The sequence below is a fragment of the Salipaludibacillus sp. HK11 genome (assembly GCF_047795645.1).
In the GTDB taxonomy this organism is placed as follows: domain Bacteria; phylum Bacillota; class Bacilli; order Bacillales; family Salisediminibacteriaceae; genus Salipaludibacillus.
Genome location: NZ_CP181045.1, coordinates 4,201,047 through 4,224,036 on the forward strand (window position 1 = coordinate 4,201,047; position 22,990 = coordinate 4,224,036).

The following is a 22,990-nucleotide window of genomic DNA, read 5'->3' on the forward strand; positions in this document are numbered from 1 at the left end:
TCAAGGAACTCCTATCTAGAAATCTATCGTTCTATCCTTCAATTTGAAAGATGAGGTTAAGTCTCGTTAATTCAAATAATTCTTTCACAGAACCTGTTGCATGTGATATTTTAACTTGCCCATTATGTTGAGCGGCCCGTTTATAAATTGCTACTAAGACACCTAATCCAGCACTATCGATAAAGGTTACTTTAGAAAAATCGAAATCGAAATTTGCTTTTCCTGATTCTGTGTATGAAAGTAATTCTTCCCTCATTAAAGAGGCATCTTGCACATATATGTCACCTTCTAGCTGAATACATACCCATCCGTTCTTTTCTTGCAATGATTTAATCATGATTGTGCTCCTTTCTCAGAATTTTTGAAAATAGATACCGAATCTCTAAGTTCTCCAGCCATACTGCTCATTTCTTCCGTACTCGCAGAAATAGTTTCTAGTGTTGCGTTTGTTTCGTTCGTAGCTTGAAACACTTGATCGGCACTTTTTTCAGTATCTTCGACAAATGAGGCCAACTGGTCAATCAGACTAACGATTTTTTCTGAAGTTGCGACTTCTTCTGTTGTAACGTTTTTTATTTCTGTCATATCTTTCACTGTTGCATCAATTGCTGTAAAAATATCGCCGAGAGCATTCCTAGTCAACTGAACTTCTTCAGCACCTTGAGATACACTTAAGTCATTTTTTTCAATCGCTGTAACAGCCTCGCTCGTTGTAGTCGTAATTTTGCCAATAATACCTGTGACGTTCTCTGCCTCTTGAGATGTTTGCTCAGCTAGTTTACGGACTTCATCAGCGACAACAGCAAATCCTTTTCCGGCTTCACCAGCTCGAGCTGCCTCAATGGCTGCATTTAATGCTAAAAGGTTTGTTTGTTCAGAGATTTGTGTAATTGTATCAACGATCGTATGAATCTCTTTTGAATAGTCATCAAGCGTTTCTACTTGTTGTTTTGTTTGCTTTGATTCTGATTGAATGTCGTTCATCTTTTCGACAACGTCCTCTAATTTATTTCTACCAGTTTCAGTTGAAGCCAAGGTAATAGAAGAGTTTTTTTCTGCTGAGGTAGCTTTTTCTTTGGCAATTTGAATAAGTGATGATAATTCTAACAATGCTTGTGAAACTTCTTTAATTGCATCGGTCCCACTTTTCGCCTGCATGTTCATTTCTTCGGCGTAGAGTTTTACATCAGAGGAACTAGTCTTAATTTCTTCTATAGCTGACGCATTCTCTTCTGTTGATTCAGCAACATCAGTAGAAGATTGCCGTACCAAAAAAATCATCTGTTCAATTTTTTGGTTAAGGTTATTAAAAGCGAGACCAAGTTGACCTAGTTCGTCTTTAGATGTAATATCAATTTTCTTCGATAAGTCGATAGTATCTCCATGCATTGACTGAAGGGTCTTGTTCATTTTATCAATTGGTTTCATGACAACCCATTTTAATCCGGTTAATAAAAATGAGACCATGATGATCAAATTTACGATAATTGTGAAATATGTTTGTAGAATGCTGTTTAATTGAGTACCTAAAACGTCTAGAGCACCTGATTCAAATAAAATAATTTGTAAGTACGAAATTGGCGCCCCCATTAATAAACTAAATAAAGTTGCGATAACAATAACAGATACCATTTTCTTCCGAATTGTCGACGGAATGCTTTTTTTTATGAAGCTTTGTTTTTTATCTCTTTCTGACATAAAATTTCCTCCTTAAGGTTATATATAATAGGACTAAAGATACAAATAATTATACCCTATTTACTGTGTAAATAACCCTACTTCGATAAATAAAACAAGTTATTACCTATATATTTCGAGTGCATCCCTGTCATAAAGTTCATATTATGAATCTAAAGGGGTGTTTTATTACTATATTATGTTAATTGAGAAATATATACCATATCAATCTCTTTTGGTGTAGTAATCAATCTAAAGTTGTGTTTATGCAAAATACCGAATAATATGACAATTAATTGAATTTAAATAGTGTAAATTATACTTTTAAAGAAATACTGTATTTATGATTCGACAATTATGTTAAAATTGCGACAATAGTTATAGGTATATATCAACAGGTTGTTAGATTGTTGGAGGAGGGATATAGATGAATCAGAATTTAAAATGGAGAAATAAAATTTCAAACCGAATATTTGCGATAGCGACGTTATTTATTATTCTTTCGATAGTTATTTTAGGTTATGCAAGTTATGAAGTTGCTAAGAGTGAACTGACAAAAGCAGGACAGCAAGACTTAAGGGTAAGGGTTGAATCTGCAGGAGAGTTACTGGCAGTGCTTAACGATCGAGTTGAGTCTGGAGAAGTATCGATGGAAGAAGCGCAAGAAGAAGCACGATCCCGTTTGGCTGGACCAACTATTGAAAACGCTGACAATGGTTCGCCGATTAGAGAATTTCACGACTCACCTTATACATATGGCGAGGAAGGTTATGTTTATGGATTTATGAATGATGGGACAACCGTCATTCACCCTCGCGGGCAGGAAGGTCAAAATCTCTATGATACGCAAGATGAAGACGGCGTTTATATGATTCGTGGTTTAATCGAAGCAGCTGCGGAGGAAGATCCAAATGATCGTTACTATACGTATATGTGGTTAAATGCTGGAGAAGAGGTAGCTAGAGAAAAACATGCGTATGTTACTTTTTTTGACGAGTGGGGATGGATGTATGGATTAGCTGCATACAGCGATGAGTTTTATGAAGCGGCACAATATATTGGGTGGATGGCTATTGCAATAGGAGCTATAACCATCATCATTGCGTCCATTTCGTTATACCTTTTCTTGAATAAAATGAGTCGACAAATTAATAATGTGAGATTTGCTGCTGAAAGAGTGGCGTCGGGCGATTTGTCGGATGATGACTTGGCCGTAAAGGGACAAACGGAAATATCCTTGTTATCAACATCGATTAATGAAATGAAAATAAAGTTGCGAAAAATGATTGATAGTATTCAAGATAAATCTTCTCAAGTGGCCGCCTCTTCAGAGGAATTAACAGCTAGTGCTGAGGAAAATAGCTCATCAAGTGAGCATACTGCCAATGAGATACAATCCTTATCGGATTTAGCGGAACAGGTGAAAGGAAGGTCGAATGATAGCTTAGTTGCTGTTCAAGAACAAGGGAAAGGCTTAAATGAAGTAGTAGCTGCAACGGCACTTCTTAGAACTAAGTCAGAAGAATCTGTATCGATATCCAAAGAGGGCGGAGCATCGATGGATGAAACGTCTGAACAAATGAATGGCATTTCCTTGTCAGTGAACGAATCGATGGAAGTGATTAGAAGGTTGGAATCGCGGTCAAAAGAAATTAATGAAATTATTAGTACAATGACTGATATAAGTGAACAAACAAACTTATTAGCACTTAATGCATCAATTGAAGCCGCAAGGGCAGGTGAACATGGTAAAGGATTTGCTGTAGTGGCTGATGAAGTGAGAAAATTGGCAGAGCAATCAGGTTCATCTGCCGACAAAATAAAGGGTATGATTGTTGACGTACAAGATGACACGAGGACATCAGTGGATTCGATGGAAAGAGTGACAACAGTTGTTGAAAAAGGGCAGTCCTCAATGAAACATATGAAACAATTGTTTTCTCAAGTGGAATCGATCAACTCTGAAGTTGATGGACAAATTGTGGATGTTACAAAAGTGATCGGATTTATGAATGAAAAAGGAACTGAATTAACAAAGGCAATTGAAGACTTCTCATCATACGCAAATACGATGACTGAGAGTACTAACACGGTGGCAGCAACATCTGAGCAGTCATTGGCATCGATGAGTGAAATAGCTAAGACAGCGGAAGAGTTAAGTGAAATAGCTATTAATTTACAAGAGAAAATTAATGAATTTACCACATAATTTATAGCCTGATGTGCTGGTTTGCAGCGCATCAGGCTATTATATTTCGCAATATCAATTTAATAAAATACTAAATTTTCATTCTCATCCAAATGAGCTCGAATATCAAAGTAATCCTTTTTGAAAACATATTGTTTGTCACCGACTTTTATAACAGTGTCTGCCATGACTTCTTTGATTTTAATCTGTTGGTCATATGGGACTTCAATGAATGTTTTTACTCCTGAGGCTGAACCTGCTTGCTCAATTGTAACGCCTTCTTTGCCATGAATCCGTCCGCCCATTGTTTTCCCTTTAATGGTTACACTTCCATCGGAATGGATGAAAGTGTTCACACAACCCTTGCCTTGAATATAGACATCTCCATTACAATGAATCTCACTATTCATTGAGTAATTAAGAGTAATAGAAGAATTGTTTTCTATTGGGCTTTGACATATTTCCATTAAACTATGCGCTTCATTTATGAGATCATCAACATCAGAATTTGATTTTATTACATTGTGATTGTTAACAAGAAAGCTTTTGTATAACTTTATCGCAAATGTATGCCAGCTTCGGTCGAGTAAATCTTGTCTTTCATTAATGGCTTTAACTAACTGTGTAGTTGTTGGTTTTAAATCCTTAAATTTAGTCTCTGCCAACACTTTAATAACAGGAGTCAATCCTTGTTGGCTTTGATACGTGTCCTGGAATTTAGCTGATTGAGTTAATTGTTTCAACACTGTAACGAAAGGTTCAAATATGTGAATGAATGGCTCTAGTTTCTTAGCTATCTCTTCAAAAACTAAACTGTTCTTACCAGCAATCAGTGAACTATTAATCGAGTTACCTACGATGGTAATTGAATTTCGCGTTTGAATAGAACTATGAAAAACATTTCGGTGCATCCATGCAGATCCTTCTGCATCGACGGTCATTTGTTCATTTACATGACCAGTTATTTCAACATCACCGACAAAATGTATATTACCGTCTTCCATATTCAAATCGCCACGATGTAATAGTTTTGGTAGAATAGATACACGTACAAGTTGGCCAATTTGTTCTACTTTCGGTCTGCCCTTCGTTATTGCAATAATTTTATTTTCTTCTGGCAAATATTCTATCCCACTACCCATCTTGAGAATGACCGGCTCACCTGATTTCGCTTTGAGACTTTCACCATAAACATTTATTCCATCTTCTCCAGGAGTCGGATCCATAATAGTAGCTAACATTTCTCCTTCCTCTATGGAAGGAATGTAAATGGATTCTCTGAAATCAATGCTTCCATCGATTTTTTCAGAAAAGGGTGTTGTTCGCTCGTGAATGTCGATAGAGTAAGAAACTTCTCCATTGGAGCCGTCTTTGGGCAACATTCCTTCAGCAATTATATATGATTCTGGTTCGCTGGATTGACATGCAGATTTGATTCGATCGTGCTGAATATTTTCAGTAATTTTCATTTTTTCTAATTGGTCATAGACATCTTTTTCTGTAAGCTGGTTGTTAACTTGTGTGGCTTGAGCGACTTGAATCTTTATTACGTCAGTAGGAGGGTGGTCTTCTATGGATGGGATAATATAATAACCAGGTTCAACAGCTAGAGTTACCTCTTGGTGTTGCTGGTCCACCTTCACCGACCACTTTGTTTCAATCGCTTTTGTCTCTAAGTCGAACTTTAATAAATCACCATTAGTTAAATAGGTTCTACCTTTTACAGGCTCACTATTTTTTAAAACAGTAAAATCCGGTGGCACTTCAAGTAGTGGTTTTTTCGTTTCTGTGTCTTGAAAGTAGAGGCTACCATCTTTGACCCATGCTTTGCCTTGTAAATTTTGGTTAGAAAGGTCTGACAAAGGGGTAGCTTGCGATGGGGATGAGTGGTGATCTTGAATCTCCTTTTTAAGCCAATCTTCCCATCCAGAATCATTTTGATCGCTAGTTGTAGAGTTGTCTATTTTAGAAACAATGATTTTTGCCTTTGATCTATTGAGTCCAAATAGGCGCTCAGAACCTGGATCAACAATTTCAATATGCACATCTTTTTTTTCTAGTTTTAATTGATGGAGTGCCTTCTCAATGGCAGAATCCACATTTTTACCTTGAAATATCAATGACTCAGTCAAGGCAATCACCACCTCTTCAAATAAATTGTAGAAGCAGACTTTTCTGCTTCGGCAGCTCGGCGATCATAGAAGATGTCTTCCTTAGACCCGTAGCTTTGCGCCACTATTTTTCAATAGGTTTGCCATTATCGTCAGTTAATGTAATATTGTAGTAATTTCTACTTATATCATACTCTATTTTGTTAATGATGAAAACGTTTATTTCAGCTCTTAAAACATTATTGCTGTGTTTGCGTGAGCATTAATTTCTTCTTGATCATTAGAAATCATTTGTCATGCTTAGTGACAAAGAACTATACTCTAGCTAGGTGAGTATTTAGTAAATAAGGTGGTTACCATGAAACTGAAAATTTGGATAATAATATCGATATTTTTTGGCGGGGTACTCGGAACGTTGCTTAGGTATGTCATCAATTTACAAACGATGACATTACTTTTCCCTATAGGGACTGTCATTGAAAATTTGCTGGGTAGCTTTTTACTTGGGGTGTTAACAGGATGGATTGTTGTGAAAGTAATTCCTCCTGTTGTGAAGGAAGGAATAGGTGTAGGATTTTGTGGTGGATTCACGACGATGTCAACGTTAGCTGCAGATTCTGTATTTTTAGCAGGGCAAGAGACGTTATTTCAAGCCAGTTTGTATCTTGCAGTCTCTTTGTTAGGTGGAGTTGCACTAGCGTTTCTTGGCATCGCTATTGGACAGAGAGTAGCAACGGGTAAGAAGAAAGCAGGTGTTAAAGTGTGAACATCCTTATTGTCGCCTTAGGTGGAGGTTCTGGAGCAGTATGTAGATACTTGCTTGGTTTATGGATCAAAAATAATACAAAACAGAGAAAGATTCCTACCGCAATGCTATATGTTAATTTACTTGGTTCATTAGGGTTGGGAGTTTTGTTTGGGCTACTTTATCAGGAAACCCCTTTCGTAGACTATGATAACCCAATATTTTTACTACTCGGAGTCGGTTTCTTTGGTGCTTTTACGACGTTCTCAACTTTTACTGTGGAAGCATCTAGCTTGATGAATAAAAGTAAGTGGCGAGAGCTAGGAATTTATATTGGATTTTCAGTAACTGGATGTATTGCTATGTTTGTTTTAGGGATGTTTTTAATAACTTAAAGGCAGATGAAAAACGCATGATCCCTAGGACCATGCGTTTTTTACTATGAATTATTTTTTATCCTTCTGGTGATCTTGATCTGATTCGTCTTTTTTATCTGCTTCCAAATCTCCGTTTAATTGATCACCAATATCGTCACGTAAGTCGTCATAAATTTTCTCTTTAAATTCATCATAGACTTCTTTCTTAATATCATCGTATACTTCATCTTTGACTTTTTCATAGACGTCCTTTTTTATTTCTGTGTAGGCTTGATCTTTAAAATCATCATATGCTTCGTCTTTCATTTGTTCATAAACATCATCTTTTATTTCGTCGTACGCTTCATCTTTGAAGTCATCGTAGATGTTTTCTTTCATCCCACCGTATACTTCTTCTTTGACTTTTTTGCGCTCACGTTTCGAGGTGTGGAGTCTGTCAGCTTTTAAATCTTTCCCCATCATCAGTAATAAAGAAAAGATCATGACCAACATGATAATCGCAAACGGCAGAGCGGCAACGATGGAAGCGGTTTGTAACCCCTCGAGTCCACCACTGACTAATAAAACACTTGCAGTACCTGCAATTAATAGTCCCCAAATTACTTTGATCGATAATTTAGGTGCTAAACTTCCAGCACTCGTCATTGCACCTAAAACATATGAAGCCGAGTCTGCTGACGTGATAAAGAAGACGACAATCAAAAGCACAGCCAAAATACTCATGAAAGTACTAAGTGGTAAATTTTCTAACATGGCAAACAAGGCAACCTCGACGTCATTTTGGACAAGACCACCGATTTGATCATTGCCGCCTAAAATCATATCTAAGGCGGTACCACCAAATGCAGTAAACCATAGTGCTGCTAATAGAGAAGGGACAATTAATACCCCTGCAACGAATTCACGAATCGATCTTCCTCTAGATATTCGTGCAATGAAAATCCCCATAAATGGTGCCCATGAAATATGCCAAGCCCAAAAGAAGATCGTATTATTGCCAAGCCATTCACCGTCACCAAACGGGTTTAAATCCAAGCTCATTTGCGTCACATTTGTGATGTAGCCGCCGACCGTCGTCACAAAATTTTGCGCAATGAACAATGTTGGCCCAGTAATGATAACGAAAAGTAAAAGTATTGCAGCGATGGTTATATTGAGTGTACTTAAAATTTTAATACCTTTGTTGATACCGGTAGCGGCCGAGAACATAAATAAGACCGTAACGATTGCAATAATTGATAATTGCGTCGCTGGGGTATTTGGAATCCAATCGATTAAGTAAGATAGTCCACCAGTAATTTGCAAGGCACTAAGACCAAACGTTGTAGCGACACCTGTTGACGTTGCCAATACAGCAAGTACGTCGATCCCTTTTCCGAGAGGCCCATGCGCTCTGTCTCCTAAAATAGGTTGAAAAGCAGAACTAATCAATGCTGGTTGATCTTTTCTGAATTGTACATAGGCTAATGTGAGTGCTACTAAAGAAAAGATTGCCCATGGGTGTAGTGCCCAATGGAATACTCCGTAACGGAGACCAGCGGCAGCGCGAACACCTTCTGATGCACCAATGTAATCTGGGTGTGGATCAGAAAAGTAAAGGACAGGTTCTGCAACTCCCCAAAATACAAAGCCCACACCAATACCGGCGGAGAACAACATCCCCAACCATGTAATGAATTTATATTCTGGTTTTTCATCTGGTTTCCCAAGTTTTAGCTTACCAAAAGGGCTTAGTGCTAAAAATAGGACAAATGCGATAAAAATCGCTGTTGTTAACATGTAAAACCAACCGAAGGTGTCTAAGGTAAACGCTAATGCTGTCTCGGAAACTTCTGCTAATGAACCAGGTCCGAGCGCCCCCCAAATAAGGAATAATAAGACTAAGGGTGCAGAGATATAAAAAACAATATTTGGTTTTTTTGTTTCGTATTCATATTTTTCCATTATAGTGCCATCCGAATAAAAACGGATGTCCCCCTCTCTGTATTGAATGCCTCCCAATTAATTGAAAATCAACCTCATCATATATTATTAGGATATTTCGATAACTTTATCATTAGTCATTTATAGTAAGCTTACTTAAACCCACCATCTAGCTTACTAATCATAACCTTCTTGAAAAAGTCTACTTGCAATCATAAATTTAATTTTCCCATTTGTCTATAGAATGAAACAATTCATTTGAAAAAGTAATAATCTAGACAATTCCTGTTACTTTAACACTATATTTAAAGAGGGATTATGAGAAAAAAGGAAATTGTCTTAATAAAGAGAAGTAGTATGAATGTTCCTAAGGAATAAATGAAATAGGATATACTAATAAAAAAGAGGTGAGGTAGTGGCAACTTATGAAGATTTTCAGCAAATTGACATGAGGATTGGGACAGTTATTGATGCAGAAGCATTTCCAGAAGCAAGAGTTCCAGCGATCAAATTGAGAGTCGATTTTGGAGAAAAAATCGGCGTTAAGCAATCAAGTGCACAAATTACGAAACGTTATGAACCGAGAGATCTTGTTGGACGCCAAGTGACTGCAGTAGTCAATTTTCCACCAATGAGGATCGCAGGGTTTTCTTCAGAGGTGTTAGTATTGGGCGGAATTCCGGAAAAAGGTGATGTCGTGTTGCTAAATGTAGACGAAATAATTCCGAATGGAACAAAAATTAGTTAATTTAAAATTGATAAAAGGCAGTTGAGCATAATTCTGCCTCTGTTAATAGACAATTGCTTGTCTACTTTCAAACTTAGTTGTCTTTTCTAAGTTTCCTGACTCGATGTCCTACATTAAATTCGCTTATGTTTAATTTGGAGGAAGAATAGAGAACTCTGCTTCCTCTTCTAAATTTTCGTCAATATATATTTCTAGGCGATAGTCGCCTGTTTTAGTGACGGGGTTTTCAGCATCAATTAAATTAAGCGTAATACGATTTGACGAAAAACGATTATAGGATCGCTCTCGTTCGATTGTCCAGTTGTTTTCTTCGTTAAAATCTTTGTAAAATAGTATCATCTCGAACGTCTGGTTATCAACAGGTTTTTCACCATAATAAAGAAAATTAATTCTTGCGTCATATTTTAAAAAAGTAGGATTTTGTTCTACATCTAAGATGCCAGCTGGTGTCGGTTCATTATCAGAAAAGATATAGGCACCGTAAGGAAGGTCGGGATTAAAAGTCCATTCGTCAACAGCATAGGTAGGAACAATCAATAAGAACGAGATGAGTATGGGAACGATGAATGCACTGACCCAAGAAGTGCCCGTTTTATTAAACAAAGGAGCACTGGGTTTGGAAACCTGGTTTTCTTTCATTTGAATAAGTTGGATGATCCGATTCGTATATAATGCATTGCCTTTTAATCCAAAAAAAATATTTATTAATAGCGGAAAGACTAATGTCCACATTACCCAAGATGGTTCAGATAGCCAGCCTATGTGAATTAGGTATGGTATAAATGCAACGAAGACGGAACTTAAAAAATAGAGTGAAAAAAATACGAACGTCCAAGTATACATATGTCGATAGGCAAGCCATGCAGGCGTGAATAAAAAAGCAGCCCAGTTCCATCCACTGTAGGTTAATGGGGAACGGTGTTTTTCCCATTTTTCACTGTAGTAGCCAATGTTTTTTTCGACAATGCTGAAGACAGATGGGTTTTGACTTGATAGATGAACTTTTTGTTTGTCAGAATTAAAATGACTCATAGCAAATTAGCTCCTTTGTTTCTTCGTACGTATAGTTTATCATTAATAATAGACAGTGATAAAGAAAGAGAACGAAACTATATTTTTCTTCACAGGACAGGGGTGGGACAAATGAATAAAATATATGTTTTTCTAACTATCATGTTCGTTTTCACCCTGCTAATAGGTTGTGACCTGAATGACCAAGAAAATGAAGCAGAGGTTCATGGAGAGTTTCCGTATCATTTCATAAGTGAAACGTTTACTTACGATAGGTTTGATTATCCTGAAGAGTGGGATGTAACTTCAGTTTCTTCAAATGTAGAAATGACTTATCGTGATGAAGAAAATCCGAACAACCATCAATACGCGAGCACGCCATATCGATATCATTTTAAATTTGGGAGGAAAGCAGAGACGAACGAAGTTTCAGAGGAAGTAATAGAAGAATTTAATGCTAACCAGGCGGCGAATAAAGAAACGCAACGTCAACTCTTTTATCATACCTCTTATGATCATTACGCAGATTTTAAATTAAGCTCTAACGGATTTCTCAATATATTAACTGAATTCGAGGAAGTAGAGAAATGGGAAATTTCTGATGAGCCTGTAATGGTATTGAGGCAAGATGCTGAATGGCAAGCTAATTGGTATCTAAATGGAATTTATTATGACTTACATGTGGAAAATGAAGCGGGGATTAATGATAATGAAGTTTTTGAGCAATTATTAGAATTGATGATAGATGGATGACCTATGAGGATACACTATCCGTTTTAAAAAGCTTTTTAAATAGGGATAAGATATGTAATTGTCCGGAGTAAAAAACACCTAGCTCATTTTTCAGCTAGGTGTTTTTTATATTACCACCACATTAAGTGAGTTAAAGGGCCTTCTTTGTTTGTGCTAAAGCTGCGGTAGCGTTAGCATCAGCCTCTTCTTGTTGCTTTAACTCTTCATTTGTTAAATAATATTCCTCTGAAAAAGAATTTTTTGGCTCTTCTAATTTAAAGTAGCAATAGATAAAACTTGCGAATGCTCCAGCAGCAAGAATAAAGAAGAATTGCTGCGCTGATACAAATGTGTACAATGTTAGGTAGACTGTCGCACCCACGTTTCCGTATGCTCCAGCCATTCCTGCGATCTGTCCGGTTACTCGTTTTTTTATCATTGGTATAATCGAATAAGTAGCACCCTCAGCACCTTGAACAAAAACAGATGTTAATACGGTAATAGCGACACCTAGGATTAACGGCCAACCTGAATTTATGAATCCCATCCCAATGAGGCCAAGACATATCCCGAACATGTATATAAGCATGACATTCCGACGACTTCCCATTCTATCTGATAGCACTCCACCTAGAGGTCGCGCGACAAGATTAATAAAGGCGAAGGATGCTGCAATAAGTCCAGCCTGAGAAGCAGAAAGCGAGAATGTTAATTGAAAAAACATAGGTAACATTGAAACGATTGCGAGCTCCGCGCCAAAATTGGCAAAATAGGTACTGTTCAAGGCAGCCACATTGTTGAAGTTATATTTGTCCACCTCTGGAACCCCTTCTTTAAGGCGAGGTACGTTAACTTTGAAAATATTTAATACTTGAAAAATGAGGACTACGACTACCACCGCATAAATAGAGTATAGTATGGTATCTGAAATAAACCCCATTCCGTTTAGTCTCCATGAACTAAGTGCAACCGCACCGCCAAGTGGAAAGGTCCAAATAATTAGTTTTATCATATCTCCCCAACTACTTACTTCAAGAGCAGATGCCTTCTTCGGCTTCACTAATGCTTTGCCTTCGGGAGTATCTCTCACACAAATATAATAAATAATCCCATATAGGAAACATATCACACCAGTGAGAGCAAGAGCATAGCGGTAACCATTGTCTCCACCGAACATCGCTAATGCAAACCAAGGTAGCAACATCGCGCCTGCAGCGGAACCGAAGTTACCCCATCCACCATAAATTCCTTCGGCAAAACCAACATCCTTTGGAGGGAACCATTCAGCTACCATTCGAATTCCAATAACAAAACCAGCACCAATACTACCCAGAATCACTCGTGAAATCATCAATTGTGCCCACGTATCACCAAAAGCAAATGTGATTGCAGGAATAGACATGATAATCAACAAACCTGAATAAACGACTCTCGGACCATACTTATCTAGCAATGAGCCAATAATTATTCGTGCAGGTATCGTTAGTACAACATTACAAATACCAAGTGCGGCGATATGTTGAGGAGTTAGCCATCCCATGTCTTCCATCATCGTTGTTGCTAACGGGGCCATACTGAACCATGCGAAGAAAGATACAAAGAAAGCAAACCATGTGAAGTGTAATACCTTGATACGCTCATTCTTGAACTTAAATATTTCTGTTACTTTCATAGTAAACTCCTCCTCATTGTTTTTAGTCTAAGGATAATTTGATCGATCACCTTAAACCCTTCTTTCAAATACATGTTTAGGATGTAGTTATTTTCACATACAATTCACAAACTTGTCATAAATTTTGGAAGGTAATGTGACGTGTTTTTTCGATAATTGGGTGGAGAATTAAGAGGTGACAGGATTTAGAGTAGCGGTGCAAATTCTTTATCAAAGCAAAAGAAAGCTCCTCATCCAATTAATGAATAAGGAGCTATCCTTTACTTGTCCAAATTTATTTCTTTCATTGTTGTTGCGTGATCAGCAATTAAATATTTTGATTGTCCTAGAAAAAGAGGTAATTGTAGCTTATCGAAGTTTGGTAAACCATCCTCACCAAATTTTTCTTTGTCTTGGTGAAAACGTGTGATTTTTCCTACTAACCAATCGTGATCGCCGTAAGTTTTGCTATCAATCATTTCGCATTCGTATGCTACATAGGCGTTTTCAAGTATAGGTGCCCCCGTTGTTTCTCCATCTTTCCATTTAGCGAACATACGCTCAAGTTTGTCTCCATCTTTTCCGGTCTTTTTTCCTGATAATTCGATAAAATGAGCATACTCAGCAGGAACAAAATTAATAGCGAACCGTTTGCTTTGTTGAATCAAATGGTGAGTAAATCGTTCTTTTGCAACGGCTACTCCATAGATAGGCGGATCATAAGACATATAAGAGTGCCATCCAGCGGCCATAATATTTTGCTGGTCACCGTTTTTCACTGTTACAAGCGCTACTAAACTTGGATAGCAATGAAGAATTGTTTTTGATGTGCTTTTTAACATAAGTAAATTCCCCCTCGGTTATTCTTGCCAACTTTAATTATAATGAACAAAACGGAGAGGTGCATCTATTATTTAATACAGGAGGAAGAACTTGAGCACTTTGTGAGCAAGAAACGGAAAGATAGAGTGGAAGGTTCACAATTATGCGATAATTCGATAGCAAACAGCAAAAAAACAGAGATGCAATAAAGCACCTCTGTTCAATAAAGAGAACTATTCGAACCACTGATAATCTTCAGGGTTTTCTGCTTGAATTGGCTCAGAAATATCCATGTGGCCTAGGAAGTTTGGTACTTCTTCATCACCAATGAGAATTTTTGTTTGATCATACCCGAATTGTTCCATCATCAATGCTACTTGTTCCGTGAGCATTAATTCTCCACTAGAACCAAGATTGGCTTCTAAGAGTTCATCTGAAAAAGAAACGTATGCTACGTTGTCTTGAAACTCTATTGAATCTACACGTGCATTTTCAGGTATGAGCGCATGGAGTTCATCATGAGTTGGACCGGCTATTAACAAGTTCATTGCTTCCATCGCACCAGCTTCATCGGAGGAAACAGAAACATCACTTGCTACACGGTACATTTCCAAACCTTGATCGTCTGGAAAATAAAGCGTTACGGAATCAATCATGTCGACGTCATCAGTTGTATTCATTTCTTCGTTAGCAGCCTCCTCCGTCTCATTCTCATTAGTATTTTCGTTAGCATTTTCATTTAGGTCGTTATTTAAAGATTCGTCTTGTTCGTTTCCTTCAGAGTTATTGTTATTTACCTCATTGTTTTCATTATCAACGTTATTTTCGTTCGATGTTTCTTCTTCATTTGAATTTGCTCCGCCTGCATTGTTTTCTGCCTCATCATTATTTGTGTCTGATTGACCACACGCCGCTAAAGTGAGAGTTAATCCAAGGGCAAGAAAGATTCCTGTAATTTTTTTCATTCGTAAATCCCTTCCTTCTTTAAATTATCAATCTTGTTCTACTGTGATAGTCGTTAATTATTTAAGAAAGTTACAAATTGATTTCATGTTCTTATAAACTCAAGGGTTAAATAACTTCCAATTAATATTAACTACAAAGTCTACAGTTTTTCTACACCAAACACTTATAATAAATATCTAGCACTTTTCTAGTATAAACGCCAATTTATAATTTAAACAAGCTATCAATTGAGACAATGATGTAAAATGTACATAAGCCTCATCGGGTAATAGGTTGTACTAGTCATTATTTCACTAAGCTGATGATGAAAGAATATGATAAAGTAGGGTGACAAATAGATTTGATATTTAGGGGAGAGACGTATGACAAAAGCCTTAGAAAATAAGAGTATTATTGAAATTATATATGAAGGGCTGATGGTCGTACTAGCTTTTGTTTCAGTAGCGACGATTTGGTATCAAACCCGGTATGATTCGGTGATTATATGGGGGACATGGTCGATCTTCTTCGTTGATTTCATATTTAGAATCTATCATGCAGAGAATAAATGGGACTTCATTAAAAGTAATCCGTTTATTGTTATTGCTGTGATTCCTTTAGATGCGATCTTTCAAATGGCCAGAATTGCAAGGATCTTACATTTTATGAGATTGAAAGTTATTACAAAATACTATACCAAACCAGTGATTGAAAAAATTCGCAAGCAACGATTTTCTTATGTAGTTCCTGGAGTATTTTTTCTTGTATTTGTGAGTATTATTCCATTATATTTTTTCGAGCCGCGTATTGATACGTATTTTGATGCGTTCATAGGAGGTGTGGCTTCACTTGTATTCTTTGGATATTCGACAATTAATCCACAAACGACGGTAGGAACAGTTATTATTACAATGCTGACGATCTTTGGTGTGATAATGCATGGTGTGATACTGAATTACCTTTTTAATATCATTGGATCTTTAAATGTTGTTCAAAAATGGCTGGAGAAAGCAAAGTAAATAAAGAAACCTGAATTATCGCTAAATAAAGATACTTGGAAAACAATTAATTATGAAAATTTGAGCATTCTTGTTCGTTTCTGTCTTAGGGGCGTATCTATAACGAAGGTTTAATATTAACTTCTGCTGGTTTCAGCTAATATTAAATCTTCATAATAAAAAGCAGTGAATTAGTAATTACTCTGCTTTTTTGAGCTGGTATTAATTTCTAAAGGAAACCCGTTAGCATTCTATCTTATACATCCTTAGTCTAAGATGTTGCTGTTGATGAAGAAGAGGCTTCGTCAGCCTTCACACAATCAATTGCCACAACGAACGCAATAATGACGTACTCCATCTCCTCATTTAATATATCAACTTTGTAGCTATCGCCCCAAGTGAACCACTCCTTGGTCACTTTACCTATAACTTCGCCTTGTTTTAAGACCTGGAAATCCATATCCCACCAGTTACCATGTACCTCAATGTCTGCAGCTTCAATCGTATAGCGTGCTTTAAAGAAAGAAAACTCCTTTTTGATGGTTAACAGCTCTCGACCATTTACCTCAACAAAAAACTTCGGCAAAAAGCTAAAGACCTTTTTCGTAACAAGCGCGACTTCATCTCTTGTTGTATTCATGATGGAGAACGTCTTTGGAATTTTCAAAAAACTCCCTTCAACGTAATAAACATCATTCTCCTGCTGATCTTTAATCGTAAATTTTTCACTTAAACTAAACACCTTCTGCTTTATATACAGTTGCTTCATATTTACCCTCCTCCGATTTTGGATACTACAAAAGCAATATGATTTCTCCATCACAACCTTGGAAATTTTGGTATCCTTCAGAAAGTATTTTCTAACCCATGAAATCATTTTTAAACAGTCATTTTCCAACTTGATCGTGCCAACCAATTTTCCTGTTCCTTGAAATTGGGGCTCATCTTCCCAACAAGACGCCAGAAGGACCGATCGTGATTAAGATGGACCATATGGCACATTTCATGAACGACCACATAGTGAATCACCTCATGTGGCGCCATTGCCAGTCTCCAATTAAACGTTAACTGCAGTTGTGAATCACAAGTCCCCCATGTTTTTTTACTATCGGTTATACGAATAGAACGCGGCTTTACTTTAAAATCACTTTGATGGTTTCTAATACTCTTCTCGACAATAGCTTTACACCGCTGATAATAAAATCGTTTTAAGGCTTGTTTAATTTTTTCATCTTCAAGTTGTTTCACAAATATATGTAATATACCCTCTTCAAAAACGACATGGTCTTTCTTAATCGTACTATCTTGTGAAATTTGAATAGGATATGTCTTTCCTAAATAAAGAAAGCTCTCACCATGATGATAGATCCTCTTCTTTGGTCCAAGCATTCTTTCCTTCATTTCTTTTGACTTTTGCTGAATCTGATCCCAATTTCGCTCAATTATTTGGTTCACCATTTCAACGGATGTCCCTTTAGGAGCCTGGACTTCAACATTTCCATAGGTGTCTATATGAATACCTATGGATCCACTTTTTTTGTAATTAATCTCAAATTGCATTGCTTCACCTGAGTAGGTATGTCTCATTTAATCACCTGTAGTTTTCATACGCTAATATATGTATTTTTAATCCTTTTAAGAAATTTCTAAACGTATTTATCGTGGTACTCTTTGTAATTTCTAAATATGGTCCTGGGAAACAAATTCAACCATATTTTTTGGGAAATCCAAGAAGTGTCTGGCTCCTTCAAATAATTCGCTTTATCTACTAAATTCACAGTCTAAATTTTAGTCGAAACTGACAACTAGCGATTTACTTAATAAAAGAAAAAAGAACCTGTTTCTGATAATGTTAAACTGCGAAGTAATAACCAACAGAAAGGTTTCTTATAATGGTTATTTTATAGCAATTGAAGCTTGATTTCAATCGTCAAATTAAACATACTACTCTTAGGTGTTCATTTTAAAATCACAGCTCAATCAAAAAAATCATCATCACATTTCTCAATAAAACATAAAAAGATTTGATTTTGGTTCCATTCATGACTTATGAATAATTCAGGAGAAAGCTAGATAAATAGAGAGGTGCGGAGTGCCACTACGCCAGAAGGCTTAGAATAAATATATCTGAAGACCATTTTGTTTTTTTATCGTCCAGAGTAAACTAAAAGCAAAGAGGAGGAGAAGATTAATGAACAAGATAGGGCGAAAAACATTAGGTCTATTATTCTTGCTTGTTGGTGGAATTTTTTTAGTTCAGCAATGGAGTAGTATTGGGTTTAGCGATATGTTTGGATATATTTGGCCGATTTTATTTGTTGCAATTATTATAGAAGTTTTTTATCACTATCGCTTGAAAGAACCTGAAGAACCTTTACGTTTTGATAAGGGGGCAATTGTGGTATTGGTACTTGCTTTACTAATAAGTGGAGGGGTGCAAAATACACAATCTAGTGGATTTGGAACGTTTCAAGGTTCGTCGATTTTTAATTGGTGGGACGAAGGAATAAGTGTATCTTATGAAGAGAGCATCGATATTAATCAACATGTATCTGAGATTCATTTTGATATACCTAATGCAAAATTGAGAATTGTAGGGACAGACGAAGACCAGTTAGTAATAAACGGGACAGTTAGAGCTAACGAAAATAATGAATCGAATGTAATGAAGGTTTTTGAAAAAGCGAGAATTACTGAAAGTAAGGGGGATTCATTTCTCTACCACGTAGAACGACCTAAGTCATCATGGTTTTCATTTAATGACCACCTTCATGTTGATTTTGTTGTCTCGATTCCTCGTGACAGAATGGTAGATGTTGATGTCACAAATGGATCAGTTGATATCGTCAATATAGATGAGAACATTATAATTAAAACAACTAATGGTCGCGTTAGTGCGGATGAAATTTCTGGGGATGCACTCGTTTCCAATACAAATGGAACGATTTCTCTTCGAAATATCAGTGGAGAAGTGGAGGCAGTGACAACAAATGGAAGAGTGTCGGTAAATAATATTTATAGTAATGCAACAATAAAAACGACGAATGGTACAATAGATCTCGAAAGCATCGAAGTAAATGGGAACTGGGACGTAGCGACGACGAACGGAAATGTGACTTTGCGAATTCCTCAGGACAGCGATGTTTCTGTTGAAGGAAAAACAACGAACGGAAGTGTTAGTGGGGATTTAGACTGGATCCGTGAAAAAGATACTAATTTCTTTGGGAAGAGTAACGAAGGATCAGCTATTCATAATCAAGGAACTTATCAAATAAGTACAAAAGGTACAAATGGATCAATCAGTGTTTCACTTCTGGAGTAGAGAATGAAGTCGAGGGAGCTCATAGTTGCGATATACTCGAAGAAAAGAAATATAAGCAGGTGTCCTAATTCTTTATAGAATAAGGACACCTGCTTATAAATGTATCACATAAATCTTTCAGGATGGAAGGCAGCTTGTGTAGGTGAATCTAACGGATTATCTGAAATGATATCTGCTACCGCTTCGCCTGTGCGTGCGCTCAGTAAAATACCATTGCGGTAATGACCAGTGGCGAAGATAATGTGTGGAGAATCGTCAAGTGGTCCTAGCAGTGGGAAGCCGTCCTGTGTTGCAGGTCGAAGCCCTGCCCAAGTATGAAAAGGTGTCTTTGTTTTTAAAAAAGGAAGAATTCGTTTATTCCAGTTAACTAGCCTTTCGATACCTTTTTTAGTGACATCTGTTGCAAATCCTGCAATATCCTCAGATGCACCATTTACCAAGGTTCCATTTGATTTTGGGACAAGATACCCTTGGCTCGTTGTGACAATATGATTGACGTTTTCTTGCCCAAGTTCATAAGCACAAATTTGTCCGCGGATTGGAAACACAGGGAGACGAATCTCAAATACGTCTTCAAGCTCTTGTGCCCAAGCTCCTGAGCAAATCACCAAGCGGTCGCCAGTGTAGGTTTGACCGTTGGATGTTTTGAGAACAGGGGCAGACCGCCAACTTTCAATCAACACCGTTCCGGTGTTTTCGATGATCGTGACGCCATTATTCTCACAGGCAATCTTTAATGCTTTTACATAATCAGGAGCGAAGACATGGCTTTCTTCATTTGAATGGATCGCTGCTACTACTTCGTCTGAAAGGTTTGGTTCCAAGGATTCTAAGCGCGCCCCGTCAATAATTTCAGCCTCTGATCCAAACTCCTTTTGCCAGTCGATTCGTGATTCAAGTGAAAGGATGTCGGATTCGTGATAAACGGCGTGAATACTACCGCTCTCTGTATATTCAAAATCAATCCCGGACGCGTCTTTGATATCCTGTTGCCACCGCTTGAACATACGTAAACTTTCTAAGCAAAAGGCGAAAAAAGGGTCTGGATCTTCACTAATTTCAGAGAATGGAGCGAGCATGCCAGCTGCAGCTCCAGAAGCTTGCCCACCGCATGCTTTTTTCTCGAGAACGGTTACTTCAAAGCCACGGCGACTTAGTGAAAAAGCTGTTGCTAATCCAATGACCCCGCCCCCGAGAACCAAAATTTCTTCTTTCATAAGTGTTGTTCCTCCTTGCATATCAATAATAGTTATTTAGTAGACCCTATTTTGAAATAAATGACTGTAATCCACTGGAAGCGGTGGCGTATTTTTTCTTCGGAATTCTTCCCGCTTCATATGATAAACGTCCAGCCTCGATGGCGTATTTCATTGCAAGGGCCATCTTCACAGGATCCTTTGCTTTGGCAACAGGTGTATTCATTAGGACGCCGTCTGCACCAAGTTCCATTGCTTGGGTGACATCCATCGCAGAACCTAATCCAGCATCAACGATAATCGGTACTTCTGCATCTTCTATAATTAACGATAAATTATACGGATTTAATATTCCTAGTCCAGTACCAATAGGAGATCCCCCAGGCATCACTGCCGCTGCCCCTGCTTCTTCTAATCGCTTACATAAAACAGGGTCATCTGATGTATAAGGAAGAACGGTAAATCCTTCAGCAACAAGGATTTCCGTTGCCTTTAATGTTTCTAAAGGATCAGGAAGTAGTGTTTTTTCGTTTGCACTAATTTCGATTTTAATCCAATCGCTTAATCCTGATGCTTTGGCTAAGCGGGCAATCCGTACAGCCTCTTCAGCCGTTTTCGCACCAGAAGTATTTGGAAGGTATGTAAACGAGTGGTCTTCCTCCAAATGTTGAAGAATAGCATCTTCTCCAGGCGACTCCAAATTTGCTCGGCGAATAGCGAATGTAAGCACATCTGTACCTGAAGCACGAATCGCTTCATTTTGTACATAAGGATTTGGATAACGTCCGGTTCCTAATAAAAAGCGAGATGAAAGTTCTTTGCCAGCAATAGTTAACTTTTGTCGTTTCATGTGATCAACCTCCTGCGATAAATTCAACTAGCTCTATTTTTGATCCTTCTTTTAAAACGGTTTCGGACCAATTATCACGGTCAATAATTTCTCCGTCCATTTCTACAATGATAAGATTTGGTTTTAGTTTGAAATGAGAGATTACGTCTGTAACGGTATGGGATTGAAGGTCATGCGCTTGTCCGTTAATAATAAGATTCATACGATTCTCTCCTCTACTAGGTTTGTGTATAAATATAACTGATTCATAAGTGCTCTCCTCTCTTGTTGCAAAAAGATATAAAAGCCGTATCCCATAAGTGAACGGAATACGGCTGCAATCGCTGTATATGTTGCATCGACTTTCCTACGCTGGTATGGGCCAGATCAGGTTCAAGGGTAAAAGGATCAGAATGACCTTTTTCTCAGTTTGTTGTGATAAACACCCCTAGTCATGGAACTATTAATTTAGTTAACATCTGTACTAGTTAGTATTGTAAATGATTTAATGGGAAATGGAAAGGGAAGCGGAAGGGGGATGGTTTTCCCTGCAAAGAGCCTTCCCCATTTGGAGCGGCATTTTGTGACATATCCCTTCAAATTTCCACTCTCATCTGAAGGGCACGATAATCCTAGTTTTTGTATCTAAATTCCTTACTCATAATTTATCGTACAAAAAAGCCGAGGATATCCATCCTCGGCTTCAAGATTCATGTTGTTAAATTATTCTAAACCTTCAATCCATTCTGCTACTGCATCTTCGTTAGCTTCAACCCATGCAGCTGCTGCATCTTCTGGAGACGTACCATCTTCCATGTCGAGCATAACTTCTTCCATATCGTCAGCAGTCCAGTTGAACTGATCCAAGATTGTATATGCGTTTGGCATATCATCTTCTAGTCCTTCACGAACCATTGTTTTAATAACTTCAGCATCACCAAATGTACCTTCAGGATCTTCTAAATATTTCAAATCATAAGAAGCGAACTTCCAATGAGGTGTCCAACCTGTCACCGCAATTGGTTCTTCGTTGCTAATAGCTTCACCTAATGCTGTAGCCATAGCGCCACTAGAAGATGTTTGAACATCCCAACCAGCTAGACCTTCGTATTCTTCAGTAGCATTTTCAGCTGCTTGAACAACACCAGCTCCTGGCTCAATTCCGGTAATTGAACTGCCCATCTCATCTGCAAAATCAGCTAGATCATCAATAGTAGTTGCATCCATATATTCAGGAACAACTAAACCTATTTTAGCACCTTCTAAGTTTTCACCAAGATCTACCAATTGATCACTATATTCGTCATATAAGTCGCCGTGTGTAGCTGGTAACCAAGCTGCAACCATTCCGTCAGTTTCACCATTAGCAACGGATTGCCACATAATTGCGTTGTCGATCGGAGTTAATGTAACATCATAACCTTGATCTTCAAATACTTTACCAATAACATGGGTAGATGCGATTTCAGAATCCCACTCTACGTAAACTAATTCAATTTCCTTACCTTCTCCTACATTTGCACCAGTATCTGCATTTCCTGTATTTTCTTCGTTGCCATTTTCATTGTTACCGTCATTTAGATTAGCGTTATTCTCATTTGCATTTTCATTATCTCCACATCCTGCTGCTAGTAATGACAATGAAAGTCCTGCTGCTAAACCAAGACGTTTCCAGTTAAGTTTAATCATAATTTAAATCCCCTTCTTTCTTTCTA

General features: G+C 37.5%; 21 protein-coding genes and 2 riboswitches. Of the genes, 7 read left to right on the forward strand and 14 right to left on the reverse strand.

Translation table 11 applies throughout. The features are described from left to right. Positions 1–31: 31 nt before the first annotated feature. Together ACM26V_RS19975 and ACM26V_RS19980 are read right to left on the reverse strand one after the other, a co-directional pair. Positions 32–337 carry an STAS domain-containing protein gene (locus ACM26V_RS19975; RefSeq protein WP_416148521.1) on the reverse strand — a complete coding sequence of 102 codons (306 nt, stop codon included), beginning with the start codon at positions 335–337 and terminating at the stop codon, positions 32–34. Continuing rightward, positions 334–1,698: a methyl-accepting chemotaxis protein gene (locus tag ACM26V_RS19980; RefSeq protein WP_416148523.1), complete on the reverse strand. Its 1,365-nt coding sequence runs from the start codon at positions 1,696–1,698 to the stop codon at positions 334–336. The genes ACM26V_RS19975 and ACM26V_RS19980 overlap by 4 nt, the downstream gene beginning before the upstream one ends. A gap of 406 nt (positions 1,699–2,104) precedes the next feature. On the opposite strand from ACM26V_RS19980, the gene ACM26V_RS19985 reads away from it, so the two are divergent. After that, a complete protein-coding gene (locus tag ACM26V_RS19985; RefSeq protein ID WP_416148524.1) occupies positions 2,105–3,886 on the forward strand; it encodes a methyl-accepting chemotaxis protein in 1,782 nt (593 codons plus the stop codon). 59 nt (positions 3,887–3,945) lie between these two features. Here ACM26V_RS19985 and ACM26V_RS19990 read toward each other — a convergent pair whose 3' ends face one another. Beyond that, positions 3,946–5,997, reverse strand: a complete 2,052-nt coding sequence (locus ACM26V_RS19990) for a flagellar assembly protein A (protein WP_416148526.1) — start codon at positions 5,995–5,997, stop codon at positions 3,946–3,948. A gap of 47 nt (positions 5,998–6,044) precedes the next feature. Beyond that, a riboswitch (cyclic di-GMP riboswitch) is annotated at positions 6,045–6,131 on the reverse strand. Between the two features lie 203 nt (positions 6,132–6,334). On the opposite strand from ACM26V_RS19990, the gene ACM26V_RS19995 reads away from it, so the two are divergent. After that, entirely contained in the window at positions 6,335–6,742 is a 408-nt protein-coding gene (locus ACM26V_RS19995; RefSeq protein WP_416148528.1) for a fluoride efflux transporter FluC, read from the forward strand. Then, positions 6,739–7,116 carry a fluoride efflux transporter CrcB gene (crcB, locus tag ACM26V_RS20000; protein WP_416148529.1) on the forward strand — a complete coding sequence of 126 codons (378 nt, stop codon included), beginning with the start codon at positions 6,739–6,741 and terminating at the stop codon, positions 7,114–7,116. The genes ACM26V_RS19995 and crcB overlap by 4 nt, the downstream gene beginning before the upstream one ends. Before the next feature lie 51 nt (positions 7,117–7,167). On the opposite strand, the gene ACM26V_RS20005 is transcribed toward crcB, so the two are convergent. Next, the gene (locus ACM26V_RS20005) at positions 7,168–9,042 is read right to left on the reverse strand and encodes a BCCT family transporter (RefSeq protein WP_416148531.1); all 1,875 of its coding nucleotides are present in this window, start codon (positions 9,040–9,042) and stop codon (positions 7,168–7,170) included. Positions 9,043–9,436: 394 nt separating this feature from the next. Between ACM26V_RS20005 and csaA the strand changes: the two genes are divergently transcribed. Continuing rightward, complete coding sequence (csaA, locus tag ACM26V_RS20010) at positions 9,437–9,769, forward strand: chaperone CsaA (protein ID WP_416148533.1); 333 nt, start codon at positions 9,437–9,439, stop codon at positions 9,767–9,769. 129 nt (positions 9,770–9,898) lie between these two features. Here csaA and ACM26V_RS20015 read toward each other — a convergent pair whose 3' ends face one another. Next, positions 9,899–10,801 (reverse strand): DUF2628 domain-containing protein, encoded by a 903-nt coding sequence (locus ACM26V_RS20015; RefSeq protein WP_416148534.1) that lies wholly within the window; start codon positions 10,799–10,801, stop codon positions 9,899–9,901. 111 nt (positions 10,802–10,912) lie between these two features. Here ACM26V_RS20015 and ACM26V_RS20020 point away from each other — a divergent pair, with 111 nt between their 5' ends. After that, a complete protein-coding gene (locus ACM26V_RS20020) occupies positions 10,913–11,533 on the forward strand; it encodes a hypothetical protein (RefSeq protein ID WP_416148535.1) in 621 nt (206 codons plus the stop codon). A 130-nt stretch (positions 11,534–11,663) separates the two neighbouring features. Here ACM26V_RS20020 and ACM26V_RS20025 read toward each other — a convergent pair whose 3' ends face one another. From ACM26V_RS20025 to ACM26V_RS20035, 3 genes are all read right to left on the reverse strand, one after another. Beyond that, a complete protein-coding gene (locus tag ACM26V_RS20025; protein WP_416148536.1) occupies positions 11,664–13,184 on the reverse strand; it encodes an MFS transporter in 1,521 nt (506 codons plus the stop codon). 260 nt (positions 13,185–13,444) lie between these two features. After that, positions 13,445–14,005, reverse strand: a complete 561-nt coding sequence (locus tag ACM26V_RS20030; protein WP_416148538.1) for a flavin reductase family protein — start codon at positions 14,003–14,005, stop codon at positions 13,445–13,447. A gap of 213 nt (positions 14,006–14,218) precedes the next feature. Beyond that, positions 14,219–14,950 (reverse strand): GerMN domain-containing protein, encoded by a 732-nt coding sequence (locus ACM26V_RS20035; RefSeq protein ID WP_416148540.1) that lies wholly within the window; start codon positions 14,948–14,950, stop codon positions 14,219–14,221. 363 nt (positions 14,951–15,313) lie between these two features. On the opposite strand from ACM26V_RS20035, the gene ACM26V_RS20040 reads away from it, so the two are divergent. Further along, positions 15,314–15,949 (forward strand): hypothetical protein, encoded by a 636-nt coding sequence (locus ACM26V_RS20040; protein ID WP_416148541.1) that lies wholly within the window; start codon positions 15,314–15,316, stop codon positions 15,947–15,949. 250 nt (positions 15,950–16,199) lie between these two features. Here the strand turns inward: ACM26V_RS20040 and ACM26V_RS20045 are convergent, their stop codons facing one another. Together ACM26V_RS20045 and ACM26V_RS20050 are read right to left on the reverse strand one after the other, a co-directional pair. Continuing rightward, entirely contained in the window at positions 16,200–16,697 is a 498-nt protein-coding gene (locus ACM26V_RS20045) for an LURP-one-related/scramblase family protein (protein ID WP_416148542.1), read from the reverse strand. A 110-nt stretch (positions 16,698–16,807) separates the two neighbouring features. Then, a complete protein-coding gene (locus ACM26V_RS20050; RefSeq protein ID WP_416148544.1) occupies positions 16,808–17,515 on the reverse strand; it encodes a M48 family metallopeptidase in 708 nt (235 codons plus the stop codon). Positions 17,516–18,119: 604 nt separating this feature from the next. Here ACM26V_RS20050 and ACM26V_RS20055 point away from each other — a divergent pair. Continuing rightward, positions 18,120–19,250: a DUF4097 family beta strand repeat-containing protein gene (locus ACM26V_RS20055; RefSeq protein WP_416148546.1), complete on the forward strand. Its 1,131-nt coding sequence runs from the start codon at positions 18,120–18,122 to the stop codon at positions 19,248–19,250. Positions 19,251–19,354: 104 nt separating this feature from the next. On the opposite strand, the gene thiO is transcribed toward ACM26V_RS20055, so the two are convergent. The 4 genes from thiO to ACM26V_RS20075 all read right to left on the reverse strand — a co-directional run bounded on the left by thiO (position 19,355) and on the right by ACM26V_RS20075 (position 22,964). Beyond that, positions 19,355–20,467 carry a glycine oxidase ThiO gene (gene thiO / locus ACM26V_RS20060; RefSeq protein ID WP_416148548.1) on the reverse strand — a complete coding sequence of 371 codons (1,113 nt, stop codon included), beginning with the start codon at positions 20,465–20,467 and terminating at the stop codon, positions 19,355–19,357. A gap of 46 nt (positions 20,468–20,513) precedes the next feature. After that, positions 20,514–21,296: a thiazole synthase gene (locus ACM26V_RS20065; RefSeq protein ID WP_416148550.1), complete on the reverse strand. Its 783-nt coding sequence runs from the start codon at positions 21,294–21,296 to the stop codon at positions 20,514–20,516. A 4-nt stretch (positions 21,297–21,300) separates the two neighbouring features. Next, on the reverse strand, positions 21,301–21,498 hold the full coding sequence (gene thiS / locus ACM26V_RS20070; protein ID WP_416148551.1) for a sulfur carrier protein ThiS: 198 nt from the start codon (positions 21,496–21,498) through the stop codon (positions 21,301–21,303). Positions 21,499–21,622: 124 nt separating this feature from the next. Further along, a riboswitch (TPP riboswitch) is annotated at positions 21,623–21,735 on the reverse strand. Between the two features lie 263 nt (positions 21,736–21,998). Then, a complete protein-coding gene (locus tag ACM26V_RS20075; RefSeq protein ID WP_416148552.1) occupies positions 21,999–22,964 on the reverse strand; it encodes a glycine betaine ABC transporter substrate-binding protein in 966 nt (321 codons plus the stop codon). Between the last annotated feature and the right edge of the window lie 26 nt (positions 22,965–22,990).